This is a genomic window from Nostoc sp. (assembly GCF_054880495.1).
Window position 1 is genome coordinate 1 of sequence record NZ_JBTYKD010000083.1, and the last position, 15,130, is coordinate 15,130.

The 15,130-nt window shown below is 41.2% G+C and carries 17 protein-coding genes and 2 pseudogenes; 11 read left to right on the forward strand and 8 right to left on the reverse strand.

Features of this window, described 5'->3' with window-relative positions; translation table 11 throughout:
- Window positions 1–725: 725 nt before the first annotated feature.
- The 4 genes and pseudogenes from ACYTXL_RS09435 to ACYTXL_RS09450 all read left to right on the forward strand — a co-directional run bounded on the left by ACYTXL_RS09435 (window position 726) and on the right by ACYTXL_RS09450 (window position 3,066).
- The gene (locus ACYTXL_RS09435) at window positions 726–827 is read left to right on the forward strand and encodes a type II toxin-antitoxin system RelE/ParE family toxin (protein ID WP_461924503.1); all 102 of its coding nucleotides are present in this window, start codon (window positions 726–728) and stop codon (window positions 825–827) included.
- Window positions 824–1,117: a helix-turn-helix domain-containing protein gene (locus ACYTXL_RS09440; RefSeq protein ID WP_461924504.1), complete on the forward strand. Its 294-nt coding sequence runs from the start codon at window positions 824–826 to the stop codon at window positions 1,115–1,117. Before ACYTXL_RS09435 ends, ACYTXL_RS09440 begins: the two co-directional genes overlap by 4 nt.
- A 255-nt stretch (window positions 1,118–1,372) precedes the next feature.
- The gene (gene cobW, locus ACYTXL_RS09445; RefSeq protein WP_461924505.1) at window positions 1,373–2,413 is read left to right on the forward strand and encodes a cobalamin biosynthesis protein CobW; all 1,041 of its coding nucleotides are present in this window, start codon (window positions 1,373–1,375) and stop codon (window positions 2,411–2,413) included.
- A gap of 172 nt (window positions 2,414–2,585) precedes the next feature.
- A pseudogene (locus ACYTXL_RS09450) lies at window positions 2,586–3,066 on the forward strand (ABA4-like family protein).
- A 229-nt stretch (window positions 3,067–3,295) separates the two neighbouring features.
- Here ACYTXL_RS09450 and ACYTXL_RS09455 read toward each other — a convergent pair.
- From ACYTXL_RS09455 to ACYTXL_RS09465, 3 genes are all read right to left on the reverse strand, one after another.
- On the reverse strand, window positions 3,296–3,511 hold the full coding sequence (locus ACYTXL_RS09455) for an acetyltransferase (RefSeq protein ID WP_292804929.1): 216 nt from the start codon (window positions 3,509–3,511) through the stop codon (window positions 3,296–3,298).
- 281 nt (window positions 3,512–3,792) lie between these two features.
- Window positions 3,793–4,101, reverse strand: a complete 309-nt coding sequence (locus ACYTXL_RS09460) for a DUF3181 family protein (protein WP_461924506.1) — start codon at window positions 4,099–4,101, stop codon at window positions 3,793–3,795.
- Window positions 4,102–4,219: 118 nt separating this feature from the next.
- On the reverse strand, window positions 4,220–4,474 hold the full coding sequence (locus ACYTXL_RS09465; protein WP_461924507.1) for a hypothetical protein: 255 nt from the start codon (window positions 4,472–4,474) through the stop codon (window positions 4,220–4,222).
- A gap of 719 nt (window positions 4,475–5,193) precedes the next feature.
- Here ACYTXL_RS09465 and ACYTXL_RS09470 point away from each other — a divergent pair.
- Window positions 5,194–5,565, forward strand: coding sequence for a DUF2237 family protein (locus ACYTXL_RS09470; protein ID WP_461924508.1), 372 nt, complete (start codon window positions 5,194–5,196; stop codon window positions 5,563–5,565).
- 63 nt (window positions 5,566–5,628) lie between these two features.
- Here the strand turns inward: ACYTXL_RS09470 and ACYTXL_RS09475 are convergent, their stop codons facing one another.
- The 3 genes from ACYTXL_RS09475 to ACYTXL_RS09485 all read right to left on the reverse strand — a co-directional run bounded on the left by ACYTXL_RS09475 (window position 5,629) and on the right by ACYTXL_RS09485 (window position 7,920).
- On the reverse strand, window positions 5,629–6,156 hold the full coding sequence (locus tag ACYTXL_RS09475) for a hypothetical protein (protein WP_461924509.1): 528 nt from the start codon (window positions 6,154–6,156) through the stop codon (window positions 5,629–5,631).
- 47 nt (window positions 6,157–6,203) lie between these two features.
- Window positions 6,204–6,980, reverse strand: coding sequence for a class I SAM-dependent methyltransferase (locus ACYTXL_RS09480; protein ID WP_461924510.1), 777 nt, complete (start codon window positions 6,978–6,980; stop codon window positions 6,204–6,206).
- A 166-nt stretch (window positions 6,981–7,146) separates the two neighbouring features.
- Window positions 7,147–7,920 (reverse strand): methyltransferase domain-containing protein, encoded by a 774-nt coding sequence (locus tag ACYTXL_RS09485; protein ID WP_461924511.1) that lies wholly within the window; start codon window positions 7,918–7,920, stop codon window positions 7,147–7,149.
- A 154-nt stretch (window positions 7,921–8,074) separates the two neighbouring features.
- Here ACYTXL_RS09485 and ACYTXL_RS09490 point away from each other — a divergent pair, with 154 nt between their 5' ends.
- Window positions 8,075–8,962 carry a LysR family transcriptional regulator gene (locus ACYTXL_RS09490; protein ID WP_461924512.1) on the forward strand — a complete coding sequence of 296 codons (888 nt, stop codon included), beginning with the start codon at window positions 8,075–8,077 and terminating at the stop codon, window positions 8,960–8,962.
- Window positions 8,963–9,126: 164 nt separating this feature from the next.
- On the opposite strand, the gene ACYTXL_RS09495 is transcribed toward ACYTXL_RS09490, so the two are convergent.
- A complete protein-coding gene (locus tag ACYTXL_RS09495) occupies window positions 9,127–10,266 on the reverse strand; it encodes a DNA methyltransferase (protein WP_461924513.1) in 1,140 nt (379 codons plus the stop codon).
- Window positions 10,236–11,129, reverse strand: a complete 894-nt coding sequence (locus ACYTXL_RS09500) for a DNA adenine methylase (protein WP_461924514.1) — start codon at window positions 11,127–11,129, stop codon at window positions 10,236–10,238. The genes ACYTXL_RS09495 and ACYTXL_RS09500 overlap by 31 nt, the downstream gene beginning before the upstream one ends.
- Before the next feature lie 49 nt (window positions 11,130–11,178).
- Here ACYTXL_RS09500 and ACYTXL_RS09505 point away from each other — a divergent pair, with 49 nt between their 5' ends.
- The 5 genes and pseudogenes from ACYTXL_RS09505 (at window position 11,179) to ACYTXL_RS09525 (ending at window position 14,882) form a co-directional block, all read left to right on the forward strand.
- Entirely contained in the window at window positions 11,179–11,319 is a 141-nt protein-coding gene (locus tag ACYTXL_RS09505; protein ID WP_461924515.1) for a hypothetical protein, read from the forward strand.
- Window positions 11,320–11,523: 204 nt separating this feature from the next.
- Complete coding sequence (locus ACYTXL_RS09510; protein ID WP_334791848.1) at window positions 11,524–11,961, forward strand: DoxX family protein; 438 nt, start codon at window positions 11,524–11,526, stop codon at window positions 11,959–11,961.
- Between the two features lie 23 nt (window positions 11,962–11,984).
- Window positions 11,985–12,569, forward strand: coding sequence for a DUF2808 domain-containing protein (locus ACYTXL_RS09515; protein WP_461924516.1), 585 nt, complete (start codon window positions 11,985–11,987; stop codon window positions 12,567–12,569).
- A 516-nt stretch (window positions 12,570–13,085) separates the two neighbouring features.
- On the forward strand, window positions 13,086–13,796 hold the full coding sequence (locus ACYTXL_RS09520; protein ID WP_461924517.1) for a TIGR04283 family arsenosugar biosynthesis glycosyltransferase: 711 nt from the start codon (window positions 13,086–13,088) through the stop codon (window positions 13,794–13,796).
- Between the two features lie 312 nt (window positions 13,797–14,108).
- A pseudogene (locus ACYTXL_RS09525) lies at window positions 14,109–14,882 on the forward strand (TVP38/TMEM64 family protein).
- Window positions 14,883–15,130: the final 248 nt, after the last annotated feature.

Consider the following 15,130-nt stretch of genomic DNA (forward strand, 5'->3'; position numbering starts at 1 on the left):
AGCCTCACACGGCGTCGTACACGCGGTAGTACTGAACTGGCAACTGCTGAGTAACTCTGTTGAGATTGCGGAGTATGGTGTGTGGAGTCATAAATCCAGACAGCCTGATGAAGGATAATTCATAGGTATTTCTGGAGAAAGAGCGATGCCTAGATTGGGCGACGTCTACGTTAAAAACGCTCAAAATAAAATACTTAGGGGTAATAGCCTTGTGACTGCTTTTGATTCATGAAAGCAAGCATGGGGAGATTGCCCCTCAATTATGTTTAAGAGTTAGCACCAATATTTTGAGGTTTTGCATAAATTTTCAACTTAATAGCAGAGTTGAAGAGGGCGAATGCACTTATGGGTTTATCTGAGGTAGGCCAATGAGTACCACTGCTGACTGCATCAACCCTGGCTTGACCGCATTGGGTGTTAGGGATTGGGGGATTGAAGGATTGGGGCGATCGCCCTTAGAGTAAATGGGTGAAAAGTAACTTTATGTCTACTATTGACTATTCGTACCAAAAAAGGTACAAAAGTAATGTTATGTCAAATTTATCTAATTAAACATAACTCTATAAAGCTTACAATATGTGCTTTTGCAGGTTTATGTATTTTTAGAGAAATTTGATATAAATGGAAGAAAAACGCATTCCTGCACAGTTATATCAAAACGAAAATGGTACAGAACCTGTTCGTGATTGGTTAAAGGACTTACACAAAGAAGATCGAAAATTAAAATGATTCTTCTCAATGGGTTTATCAAAAAAACTCAGAAAACTCCACAAAAAGAATTAGAGTTAGCCTTAGAACCCAAGCAAAAACTGGAGGCGCAAAGATGAGCAAAAATCTTTATGTTGGTTCGTCTCTTGATGACCTTCTTGAAGAAGAAGGGACACTTGAAGAAATTAACCTGATTGCTGCTAAACGTGTTATTGCATGGCAGATTAGCAAAGCAATGGAAGAAAAAAAGTTGAATAAGGCAGCAATGGCAAAAGAGATGAAAACTAGCAGATCATCTCTTGATCGGCTGTTAGACCCCAATAACTCATCTGTATCCTTAGACACCATTGCTCGTGCTGCTAGAGTGGTTGGTAAACGGATACGTTTGGAATTGGTGGATGCAATGTAGGCATAATTCAGCATTACCTATCTGATCACGGATGGGTTAAATTTTGCCCCTCTTCTCTCGTCCACAGTCGTCCATCACTAACCTCGGTCAAGCAAGTTCTGACTAAATAGGCTATTTGCTGTGCCCCTAAATAGCGAGTCTATTTACCTGAAAATAGCTGTAAAATAACTAAGTCAATCTTCAAACCAAGCTTAATCTCAGTATTTAAGTTTGTAACCCTTGAAACTTACCATACTGAGGAAATCAGGCAAAAATATGGCTACGAAAATTCCTGTCACAGTAATCACAGGCTTCTTAGGTAGTGGAAAAACCAGCCTAATTCGCCACCTGCTACAAAACAACCAAGGGCGTCGCATTGCCGTTATAGTCAACGAATTTGGCGAACTCGGTATTGATGGCGAATTATTAAAATCCTGTCAAGTTTGCCCTGAAGATGGTGAGGGCGACAGTAATATCTTTGAATTAACTAACGGCTGCTTATGCTGCACCGTGCAAGAAGAATTTTACCCGATGATGCAAGAGTTAATCAAGCGGCGAGATAGCATCGACTGCATTTTGATTGAAACCTCTGGTTTAGCCTTGCCAAAACCACTGGTGAAGGCTTTTCGCTGGCAGGAAATTCGCAACGCCGCCACTGTGGATGCTGTGATTACTGTCGTAGATTGTGCGGCGGTTGCGGCAGGGACATTTGCTAGTGATCTAGAGGCGATCGCAGCCCAGCGCCAAGCAGATGATAGTCTAGAACATGAAACACCTTTGCAAGAACTGTTTGAAGACCAACTTGCTTGTGCAGACTTGGTGGTGTTGAATAAAATTGATTTGGTAGATGCCGAGACAAAAGCCAGAGTTGAGGAATTGATTAAGCAAGAGTTGCCCAGAGTGGTGAAGATTGTCGAGAGTGATGGTTCTCAACTTGATGCATCTATATTATTAGGATTCCAAGCCGCAGTTGAAGACAACTTAGATAGCCGTCCTAGTCATCACGATACGGAAGAAGACCACAATCACGACGAAGAAATTACCTCAGCTAATTTAATTTTGGATCGTACCTTTGACCCAGAAAAGCTGCAACAGCAGTTGGAGAAATTAGCACAAGAACAAGAAATTTACCGGATTAAAGGCTTTGTGGCAGTGCCAAATAAATCCATGCGCTTAGTGATGCAAGGCGTGGGAACCCGATTTGATAAATTTTATGATCGCCCCTGGAAACCAGACGAGGCCAGACAAACGCGCTTAGTTTTCATCGGCCGTGATTTGAAGTCCTCAGAAATTGAATCACAACTTGTAGCCTTATAAGTTGGGAGTTAGGAGAGACGCGATTAATCGCGTCTGTACAGGAGTTATGAGTTCTTAATAACTACTTAATTGAAAAAATAATGCTAATAACTTAAAACTCCTACTTTATTACTCTTCATTCCTAACTTCTTTCTTTTCACTCCTAACTGATAACTGATAACTTGACAAAAGTATGACGAACTCTCAACTATTTAACGTTGCCAATCTTTTTGTGTTGCCATTTTGGGCGTTGATGATTTTGTTGCCAAATTGGAAAGTGACACGGCGAATCATGGAGTCATATTTGCCTTTTGTGCTGTTAGCAGGGGCGTATTTGTATTTGTTTATCAACAGCATTACCCCAGAAAATGCCCAAGCTTTATCGAATCCAAAATTAGCTGAATATTGCGCGATTTTTTGCAGATGAAACAGCTGCTGCAACAGGTTGGATTCATTTTTTGGTAATGGATTTATTCGTCGGCCGCTGGATTTATTGGGAAGGGCAAAAAACAGGTATTTGGACAATTCACTCTCTGGCTTTGTCTTTGTTTGCTGGGCCTTTAGGATTACTGTCTCACATCTTGACTGACTGGATTGCTAAGACATTTTTCCCGAAGTTTCAGCAGAATGAAACGGCGACGGTAGCAGAAAAAGCTGCATCATCTGGAACATAATACAGGACTTACGCAAACAATAGCTAAAACCCTGATTTGTAGGTAGGGGCAATACCCTGCGGTCAGCTAAAGCTACATGAATTGCCCCGGTGGGCGTATAGTTTTGCGTAAGTCCTAATAATAGTAGAGTAGCACAGATGTGCTACTCTACAACTTGTTGCTCTTGTTAGGTAAATTAATAATGGATAATCACTTTACCACCATTACCAATTACCTGATTTCAAAATCATTAAGCGTTGTCGTGTCTATAGTCGGCATCTAACCAACAGCGTGGTAGAACTTCACCTGAAGGAAAAACGAGATTTTCTTTTTTAAACGTTTCAGGTTGCTGTTCTTCTTGACCTTCTTGGTCTTTTGCGTGAACAACATCACTATTTGGGTCAAGTAATTCCTGAATTTCAACAATTTTGACCAATGCGCCAGTATCTTTGATTTGTAAAAGCATGTAAATTGCCTCAATAAGTTTGCATGAAAGTTTAAAGCAAGTCTGAATATAAACTCGCTAACATCTCAACCGATTTAGAAGGCCGAGATTCCTTAATTGTTAAAGGAATTTTTTCTCCGATGTACACATAAATTGTACGAGATTCATCTATGTGTATCTGGAGTTTTCGTTTTTATAAAATTGAAGTAGCAAATAAATCCCCAATTCAGTATCTTAAATCTAATCAGGAAATACTAACTAAAACATTGTCCAACTAAAATAAATAATCTTAGTTTTAGCGATTAGATTTCGCGTTGATATTTTTCCAAAATATCTACTAAGTTGACCTGGCATTGCAGTGGTAGTAAATCGATTAAAGGAAGTTCCCTTCTCCCGCCACCAATTTTTATTGGAATTGATTCCAAGACTTTTATAACTTGGTCTTCATTTACAGTGTTGGAAGTAATTAAGGGATACAACTGTTCAGCAACAAGGGTATGCAGTTTGGCATTAGATAAATAAAGATGCCATTTTGCAATGTCAATGTAGACATTTTCGCCAATTTCAGCTGCTAGGGCTTCCAGTAGTTCTGTGGTGTTAGTCTTTGCCATAAAAGTAACCCTACATTCAGAAAGAGCGAGAAATCCAGGCTTTTTTACATTATTGCTCACTTAACAGGCTGATTCTACTACCACAGGTTACAATTGCCCCAGCATCAGCAGTCCGTCTTCAGGTGGATTTAGATGGATCGCTATAGTTAGCGATCGCACTAATATAAATCAGATGCACCAACAATATTCCTGTCCAACTTGCAGTCAACCACGGCAGCCACTCCCAGGTAGTGTTTTTTAAGATGTGAAAAAACCAAAAGCCAGAATTAATACTAGCAGCGATCGCCACATGCACAGCAAAATTCATCCGGTCATCGATCTTGCGGTAATCTGGGTCTTTGCGATCGGGTTTGCGAGGCCAACGAGGAGGCATAAATATTTGTTACAGATTTAAATACACCCTATTCAGGGTAACTGAAAGTTCATGTCAGCGGAAGGAAATTATTAGACTTCTTGCATAAATCAACAAAAGAACCCCACCCCGCCTGCTTTTAGGGGCTGGGGGTGGGATGTTAGGGACTATTTGCAAGAGGTCTATTCTATAAACTTTTGAGCAGTCATGTCTTGGATTCAAGAATCTCCGTCTCTTTAGAGGGCGGGGAGTGTCTATTCCCGCACTTGGTATTCAATAACGGGCTTACCGTTAACACCATTTCACACAAACCCTGATACATATAGATTTCTCGTAGGGGCACAGCATTGCTGTGCCCCTACCAACGTATTTGTATGATTATTAAAGTGAAAGGGTATAACACCCATGAATGACTCGAATGGATAAATTCTGGTGATGTAAAAGCGATGGCTTCTCTTCGAGAAGGGCATCGCACTCTCAGCCCAAAACCGAACTTGTCAAACACGGTCATGTAAGCTTTGAATACCGTCTCACTCCTAACCAAAAATCTTCTAAAACATTAACAATAAAATCGCTTGTAACTTTCGATTCTGTAAAGTATAAAAATAGTTATTGCAACTTGGTATGAGTAGTGATTCTAGAATTCCCTACTTAATAAGGGATAGCGATTTTAATTTAACTAAGAAAGTGTCAATATAGGCTTATATCGAAGTGGAAAAATCAAGTACAACGAATTAACAATGACAGACGCTAAAAACGTAATCGACGGAAACCTAGAGGTTTGCTGTACTTCACCCATGAGTGGGTTTTACCGCGACGGTTTTTGTCGCACAGGTGGTCAGGATTTCGGATCGCACGTCATCTGCGCCGAAGTAACATCAGAATTCCTAGAGTTCACCAAATCGCGGGGGAACGACCTCAGCACACCTGTTCCTGATTTTAATTTTCCTGGACTGAAGGCTGGCGATCGCTGGTGTTTGTGTGCTTCTCGCTGGCAAGAAGCTCTCGATGCTGGCGTTGCTCCACCCGTCATCCTTTCAGCAACCCATGCTAGAGCTTTAGAAGTGGTTTCCCTAGACGAATTGAAAAAACATGCCCTAACTTCCTCTTGATTGGGCATTGGGCATTCGTTGACTCATCTCCCTCATCTCCCCCCCCACTCCCCACTCCCTTTCCTACAAAGAAGGCTGTAACCCTATCTTGTTCTTAACAGTCGTTTGGATACTGCATGAAGCTGGACTTGTACTAAAGTTGCAAGTGTAGGTTGCCAAGGGTTCTTTTTGATAATTAAATACCCGGACATTGTAACCAAAGTTCCGTGCGGCGCTACCCAAGCGATTTACAAAGTCGTAGCGCTCTACATACTCTAGTAAGCTCCAAATTTGCTGATTCACGATCAAGTCTACCCGTGCAGGTTCTTTGTCAGAAGCTGGATATGCTATCCAATTATCCAATAGCTTTTTCTCAGAGTTTTGTTGTGCCCACCATAAACTGGGAACGGTTAATCGTTCTGGGTTTATGGTGTTAGCTGTGATTACATAGTCTTTTGGCTTGGTCAATAAGTCTAGTTCCAGAGGGGCACTAGAAGGCGATGGTATTGGGGGGGTTTCCGCTAGTGAGGGCGGGACTACTAAAGCGGTGAGGCTAATGGTTAGTAGTAATAAAAACGATGTCTGGCGCTCGCACAATTTGAGTATATACATAACTGATACTAATTCCTAATTAAGGCACAAGTAAAAATTCGCACAATTTAAAGTTTTATGGCAACTATACGAATTCTTCGATAGTCTGCTGTCCAAGTTCCTTGTTGATACAGCCTTGGCTTCAGATATTCCTCGACGGCGCGAATTACTTGTATTTGTTGCTCACTAGAAAGTCCTGTTAAAAAACTGCTGGCGAACATCTGAATCCAGTTTGCCATACCTGCTTCTCCCTCTGCTAAAGGAGTTGGACGAGCAAAAAGCATGGCATGAATGACATCAAAGCCCTGCTGTTCTAGCAGAGTGGCGTATTCACCAATGCTAGGAAAATACCAAGGATTTCGGGCTTGTGCAGAAATATTAAATGCTTCTAAGGCGCTTTCTAAAGCTGTGGCGATCGCCTGCACATTTCCCTTACCACCAAATTCTGCCACAAAACGTCCCCCTGGTTTTAGGGATTGATGTATGGAAGCGATCGCACTATCTGCTTCTTTCACCCAATGTAGTACAGCGTTGGAAAACACTGCATCCAATGGCTTATCTACTTGAAAGTTTGTAGCATCAGCAACATCAAAGCGGATATGGGGATAGTTTTGTCTGGCCTTTTCGATCATCGTGGGTGCATGATCAACTCCCATGACTTTGACTCCAGCTTGGGCAATTTTTTCTGTGAGTTGTCCAGTACCACAGCCGAGATCCAAAATGGATTCTCCTGGCTGAGGGTTGAGGAATTTTAGTAAGTCGCCACCATACTGCCAGACAAAGGCGTGTTTATCTTCGTAAAGGGAAGTGTCCCAATTATTATTAGGTATTGAAAGATTGTTCATAAGTGGTGAAATTACAGAATGTTGATTATCGGAAAATCAACCATGTGCCTTGGGTTGACTCATCTCTTGCACCAAGCCCTGGCGACTGGAAGTCGTAGCGATCTATATGCTCTAGTAAGCTCCAAATTTGCTGATTCACGATCAAGTCTACTCGTGCAGGTTCTTTCTAAAGTTTAATTGCAACGATGCGAATCATTCGATAATCTGCTGTCCAAGTTCCTTGTTGATACAGTGTTGGCTTCAGATATTCTTCGATGAGGCGAATTACTTGTATTTGTTGCTCACTAGAAAGTCCTGTTAAAAAACTGCTGGCGAACATCTGAATCCAGTTTGCCATACCTGCTTCTCCCTCTGCTAAAGGAGTTGGACGAGCAAAAAGCATGGCATGAATGACATCAAAGCCCTGCTGTTCTAGCAGAGTGGCGTATTCACCAATGCTAGGAAAATACCAAGGATTTCGGGCTTGTGCAGAAATATTAAATGCTTCTAAGGCGCTTTCTAAAGCTGTGGCGATCGCCTGCACATTTCCCTTACCACCAAATTCTGCCACAAAACGTCCCCCTGGTTTTAGGGATTGATGTATGGAAGCGATCGCACTATCTGCTTCTTTCACCCAATGTAGTACAGCGTTGGAAAACACTGCATCCAATGGCTTATCTACTTGAAAGTTTGTAGCATCAGCAACATCAAAGCGGATATGGGGATAGTTTTGTCTGGCCTTTTCGATCATCGTGGGTGCATGATCAACTCCCATTACTTCAGCACCAGCTTGGGCAATTTTTTCAGTGAGTTGTCCAGTACCACAGCCAAGATCCAAAATGGATTCTCCTGGTTTAGGGTTGAGGAATTTTAGTAAGTCGTCACCATACTGCCAGACAAAGGCGTGTTTATCTTCGTAAAGGGCAGCATCCCAATTATTGGGTATGGAAATATTATGCATAATTGTAAAAGTCTAGATTGTTGGCTTGCCAGCGATCAACCATGTCTCTGAGGTTGATCACCGCCTATTCATCACAATAAAAAAGATTTTTAATTATGTCCAATATATATTTTCACCTTAACTAATATTTTAAAGATATTAATTCAGACAACAGATGGAACTACGACACTTGCGCTACTTTGTCACCTTGGCAGAGGAACTACACTTTGGAAGGGCAGCAGAACGATTGCACATTGCCCAACCTCCCCTAAGTCAACAAATTCGTCAGCTAGAGAAGGAATTGGGTTTTGAACTGTTTCACCGCACGAAACGAAATGTACAGTTAACAGAAGCGGGGCAAGTGTTTCTCGGTGAAGTTCAGCAAATTCTGAGGCAATTACAACAGGCAATCCAAATAGGACAGCAAACCAGTCGGGGCGAAATTGGACAGTTAGTGGTCGGCTTTGTCAGTTCTGCGGCGTATAATATTTTGCCTATTATTCTGCGAACCTTTCGTAGTTCAGTTCCTGGTGTGAGCATTGAGTTGCATGAACTGACTACAGATCAACAGTTAAAGTGGTTGCGAGAAAGTCGAATGGATGTGGGATTTCTGCGTCCACCTGTTGAAGAAAATAGATTTAGTTGCGAAACAATTTTTCAAGAGCCGCTGATGGTGGCACTACCTGAAACACATTTACTAGCGAGTCAATCTTATGTATGTTTAACATCGCTTGCCAATGAACCATTTATTTTATTTCCCAGGATATTAGCACCAGGACTTTACGATTTAATCATCAGTCTCTGCCAGCAAGCAGGTTTTAGTCCCAACGTTGTTCAAGAAGCTATCCAGATGCAAACGATTGTCAGCCTAGTAGCAGCTGAGATGGGCGTTGCGATCGTGCCGGCATCTTTGCAAAATCTACAACGGATTGGGGTAGTTTATAAAACGTTACAAGAACCTACCCAAAAAGTAGCGATCGCAATGATTTGGCGAAAAAACGAGACATCCCCAACCGTGCTGAGGCTTGTGGAGATAGTTAAACAAGCTGCCCAGCAATGGTGAATGGGGTGACTTGCAACAATTATCACCGCGCCTCAGTAAAATTTTGTGCCCGCATTCTTGGGTTAAACGGATCCAAACCGAAGTGAATCGTGTTTTGAAACAACTAGGAGAAATAGAGGAAGAATAATGAGCGATCGCTAACGTCTGTAATAATAAATAGACATTCATTCTTCTAACTCCTCTTTGCTACTTTCGGCGGCTTGGCGTAGTGCGAGAAATGCCTCTTTTAAAGGTTGGCTAACAGCACTATCAGGTTCATCGAGTACTAATTGTTGATATGCCTCCAAAAAAACCATTCGTAATCTATGGAAAAGATGTAGAAAATGACGAATAAAACTGATACAATCCAAAACTACAACTTCAATTCCACCTATTTGTTCATAAATGCCTGAAGCATATTCTTGAACAGATTGATCAATCAACTCTGTAGTTATAAAGATGTAGTTGTCAATATTTTGACGAGAATTTCTAATTTTCTGGATGGCACGGTTAATATCATCCACCGTAACCTTTTTCATTTTCATTTCATAGCTAGTGATTACATTCTCTTCGTTGAGAAGTATAATTTCTACATCTCCAAGTGCCCCTGTTTGCTCATCAGCAGCATTATGGCTTGCAAGAGTTAGATGGCTTTGTCCCAAATAAGCTGAAGCCGCTTGGTAAGCAGCAGCTACAATTAGGACAGGCAAGCGACTAGAATTACGACAGTTCAAGTGCTGCTCAATCAACTTGACAATTGCTTCAGTAGAGAGCGGAATCCCACCTTCAACTGTTCTCAAATCTGCCAGCAGACTAGCAATACGTTGACGCTTTTCGTTTTTAACGATTAAAAGATATCTGATAGTTTCGGCAAGCATATCTTCAGCTAAGACTCTACCTGAATAAACGTCATCAAGCAGGGAAAGTACAGTTTTGTAAAGAATTGGAGGTTTGCCGACTAAATTAAGTTCTGGTGTAAGAAAAATATTTCTATTACGAAGTGCCGGAGTGAGGAAAGCCGTTGTTGGGTTACATGGTAATTCGTGTTTATTAATAAAGCTCGTGATATATGCTTCATCGTATGTCCGGCCAGAATAACAGTCTAAACTACCAATTTCGGTATAAGGTTTGCGAATATCTAGATTTGGTTTATGAGATTTTGCTAAACAACAGGCTAACAGCAATCGAACACCCGCTCGATTTTGAGGGTTACGACACACAAATTCCACATTACTAGAGATAGCAGTATCATCTATAACTGGTTGTATCAAATCTGAAATAACCCTTTCAAAAGCTAAATCAAGGATAGCTGCTGGGGTTGACATTGAGATTCTGCCTGTTGTGTCTGAGTGCTATTAACAGTATTTTTTGTAATATCATCTAGCGCATAATTTACCCACAGGGTTTCTGTTCGCAATCCTTTTGTAGAATGGCAAGTTTTAGTGGGTGCTTCGATAGATTTCCAATCACTGTAAAGTTCTTCCATGAGAGAGCATTGATAACTTGAGATAGCAACTTTGCCTTTGATGTTATGAAGAACATTACTCAGTTCACGATGTTGTTCATCTGTCATTTCATAAGCGTAAGCTTGACGATCGCCTCTTGAAGCATGTGGATATGGAGGATCGCAATAAAACAAAGTCTCTTCAGAATCGTAGCGTTGAATCACTTTAATTGCTGAGTCATGCTCCATCTGAACTCGTAAAAGTCTTTGAACAATCCCAGGCAAATCTTCTACACTTCCTAACCATCTGGAAACTGCACCAGCCATCCCTGCACGGCTTGTTAGTTTACAGTGTGCCCATCTACCAGAACTTGCCTTTTGTGCTAACCCAGTTCTAACTTGTCTAGCCCTGATGAAAAATCGTCTAGCTCTTTCAATATCAGATAAATTTTGGGTAGGTTCAGAGATTGCTATCTCGAATTCTTCACGAGAAAAGGGAGTCAGACCAATAAGTTCAATTAAACTTTCCTTTTGCTCCCTTAGTACACGAAAAAAGTTTACTAGTTCACCATCCAAGTCATTATACGTTTCTACTGGTGAAGGATGTCGATTAAGCAAAACTGCCGCGGAACCTCCAAATGGTTCACAGTAATGCTGGGCATCTGGTAATAAAGGTAAAAGCCAATCAAGATGGCTGAACTTGCCACCATACCAGCCAAAAGCTATCAGCTTGTTTTTGCCCATTTTTTTATGCTTGTAGGCTTCTAATCTTTGAAAAGAGGTCTAAAATACTATGGCACAAAAGTATGAAATCAGCGATCGCATCGCACCTTACCCCAATCCCACAATTTCAGCACTTTCGCCTTCTGACTCCATAAGCTCAAACTTCACCTTGTTGTATAAATCCTGTAGGGAAATCTCAAATGATACCTAAATTAGAGCGTAGACGCGGAGCGGTTTGCCGCCAGACATCGCTTTTCATCAGATTTGGGGTTAACTAGCAACATAATGATTTTATCTAAGTTGGTGGGAAAGGTGGCAACGGGCGATCGATTTTTCCTCCTATTGACTCAAGGCAGATTAACATTTATAAATCAAACTGAAGTAATGGCGACAAGTATATAATCAGGCAAAAACCATGAATAAGTATAAGGAAATTTTACGTGTCGTACTTGCTATATCCATTATTGTGGTTGGAGTAACACACTTTATTATTCCAGAACCATTTGTCAAAATTGTGCCGCCGCAACTTCCTTACCCTTTAGGATTAGTTTATCTCAGTGGCTTTTATGAAATTTTAGGTGGTATCGGGTTATTAGTCCCGCCTGTAAGTCAAGCTGCTGCTTGGGGACTTATTGCTCTTTTTATTGCGGTTTTCCCTGCCAATATCAACATGGCGGTTAATCATATTAAACTAGAACATATACCAAATTCACCTTGGTTACACGTAGTCAGACTTCCCTTTCAAGCAGTTTTAATTGCTTGGGCTTGGTGGTACACGAAATCTTCTGATTGGGAAAAACAAGCTTCTATCATTCCTAAATCACTGATTCCCAAAGGACTAAAATTGAAATAAGTACGTTTTTTTATATTTGAATCATGCGCCTTGCAACTTTGTTTGGGATAACACTCTCGTTAGCAATAAGCATTGGGGGAGTTGCCATGACGGGGACTCAAGCTGTGCAGCTTAGAGATGGTACTGTCTACTTTGTCGAACCGCCGAAACTTGTTAAAGCGACAACTACTTACAAAGATGTGAATATTTTGGGCGGAACTTATTATTTTACTATTAATTTGCCGGAGAATGCTGGAGAATCCCTCCAGAAGGTAACGATCGCTCAGAAAGAGGGAGTAGAAAACATCGACTACAATCTTAATGATACCCGCGCCTTTGTCGGAACAAGCGATGCCTGCGGCGGGCTATGCCTACGCAAAGAAACGCGACTAAAACTAGGCGCAGTCACAAACGAGCCCAAGACACGCACGGTTTCTGTGAACTTTGATCCGCCTGTAGTTCCGGGACAGACAATTACAATCGCCCTCCGCCCTGTGAGTAATCCCAGCTTTTCTGGTGTCTACTTATTGGGTGTCACAGCGTTCCCGGTGGGTGAGAAATCCCACGGTCAATTTCTTGGCTTTGGACGGTTTCAATTTTACAGCAATAGCGGAAGCTGGTTTCCATAAACAAGGCAAGTTTTGGTAATCACGATCGCTTAATCTGATTGAGAACTAATACCGTAAGCGATCGCTGTCATAAATCAATATTTATCTTTTAACGGACTTTAGCTATGAGCTGCTGAACTTCAGTTCTGGGCATTTTCTGTCTAGAACGAAATAGCCCTGGGTATGCCATCGTTACGAATAAGTTTTCTAGACTTGCCATCAGGGCTGGGTGTTGTCATCAAATTTTCATCAGGGTAAGTAACTTTGTCATTGGGTTCCTCTCCATACGGTACAGAGCAAGTATTTTTAAATAATTGATGCACCTCAATAAAAGAAAGCAGCTATGCTAGAGAAAAGAAAGATTGTTTCATAGGCTTTTTAACTGGATAGTTTCGTTATATCTAAAGAATATAATCTGTTTGCGGTGAGGAAACAAAGGCACGCCTGAGAGCAATCTGAAAGTAACAGTAGAGTGTTCATTTCATAACAAGGTTGAAAATAAAACTCAGTAGTTTTAGACCAGTAAATTCAGCAATTATGAATCAGAATATTGGAAGTGCCAGAATTTCTATTATTATTCCAACTCTTGATGAAGCGGGGAATATTAAAGAAGCAATCGCAACTACTCAACCCAGTAAAGATATAGAAGTAATTATCGTAGATGCTGGCTCACAAGATGGCACAGTAGAAATTGCTCAGTCATTAGATATCAAAGTTATCTCATCGTCTCCCGGTCGGGCTGTTCAAATGAATGCCGGTGCTGTAGCTGCTAGCGGTGATATTCTATTATTTCTCCATGCAGATACTCGTTTACCGACCGGGTTTGATAACATGATTCGCACAGCGCTACAACAGCCTGGGACTGTAGCTGGTGCGTTTAATTTGCGGATTGACGCATCACTTTTAAGTTTACGATGGGTGGAGTGGGGAGTAAATGTGCGATCGCATTTTTACCAAATGCCCTATGGCGACCAAGCAATTTTTTTAACAAAGGCAGTATTTCAGCAAATCGGTGGTTTTCCCGAATTGCTCATCATGGAAGACTTTGAACTCATGCGTCGTTTAAAAAGCATCGCACACATTGTAATTATTCCCACACCAGTTGTTACTTCAGCCCGTAGATGGTTACAAAAAGGAGTATTCAAAACTACGCTACTTAATCAAATAGTAATTATTGCTTATTTACTCGGTATTTCACCTCAGCGAATTTGTCGCTGGTATCGCCGAGAAAGATTTAAGAAGGTTTAAGCTATTTCTGATGTAGCACTGACAAATAAAAAAATACTCAGCTACTTCTTGTGGGGTGGGCATCTTGCCCGCCCCCGTAGCCAAAGGCTCTCGTGTCGCCCACCCCACAAGATTGGATAATTTATTTATTGGAAGTCCCTATAGGTACTATATCTTAGAGATATTAAATTTAAGGTGTAAATATTAACATCGAGCCTCAGAAGGTCAACATTGAGCCTCAGAAGGTCAACATCGAGCCTCAGAAGGTCAACATCGAGCCTCAAAAGGTCAACATCGAGCCTCAAAAGGTCAAAAATTCATCCCGTGCAAGTTATGAACAAGCATTTTATAGCAAATCGATTTAATCCGGGAGATTTGCGGAAGTTTTTTAGATTGATTGTATTAATATTACTAATACTTAGCTTTGCTTTTTTGTTAAATACTGACTTTGCTTTAGCACAAAAATCTGTAAATTCAAATTCTTTTAATCCTCAAGCTATTTTAGCGAATGCGTTGCAGTGGATTGATAGCCTTGGTACAGTAGGAGCGATCGCTTTTATTGCCCTTTACATTATCGCTACCGTCGCTTTTTTCCCAGGTTCTATTCTCACCTTGGGAGCGGGTGTAATTTTTGGTGCAGTTTGGGGTTCTCTCTACGTGTTCATTGGTGCAACCCTTGGCGCTACATCTGCTTTCCTTGTGGGACGTTATTTAGCAAGGGGCTGGGTTGCTAGTAAAATCGCAGATAACAAAAAATTTGCTGCCATTGACCAAGCTGTTGGTAGAGAAGGATTAAAAATTGTCCTGTTAACGCGATTGTCCCCCATCTTTCCTTTTAATTTGCTCAATTATGCTTTTGGAATTACGGGAGTTTCACTTAAAGATTACTTCATCGCCTCTGTAGGCATGATTCCCGGAACCATTCTGTATGTTTATATTGGTTCCCTTGCGGGTAATCTGGCCATGATTGGCACTGAGGCTCAACCTACCAACCCGACTTTACAATGAGCAATTCGCATCTTGGGTTTGATTGCAACAGTGGCTGTGACAGTTTATGTAACCCGGATTGCACGCAAAGCTTTAGAAGAGCAGGTAAATAGCAATTAAAATGCTCAAGATAAATTATCCCTTGCTGAAACCGGGAGCATCTCAGTGAAAGCAAATATACCAGACGATAAACAAGATTCTTGCTCCCTCTCCGAACCCACAGAGAGGGTTAGGGTGAGGTTTTACAAGGCTTTTTACACTCATTGAGATGCTCCCTCTGAAACGTTTATACACGAAAGCTTGAATAGTATCTGTCAATTCCAGACGGACAAAACAGTTTAAAGGCTGTATTCATTGTTAAATAAGCA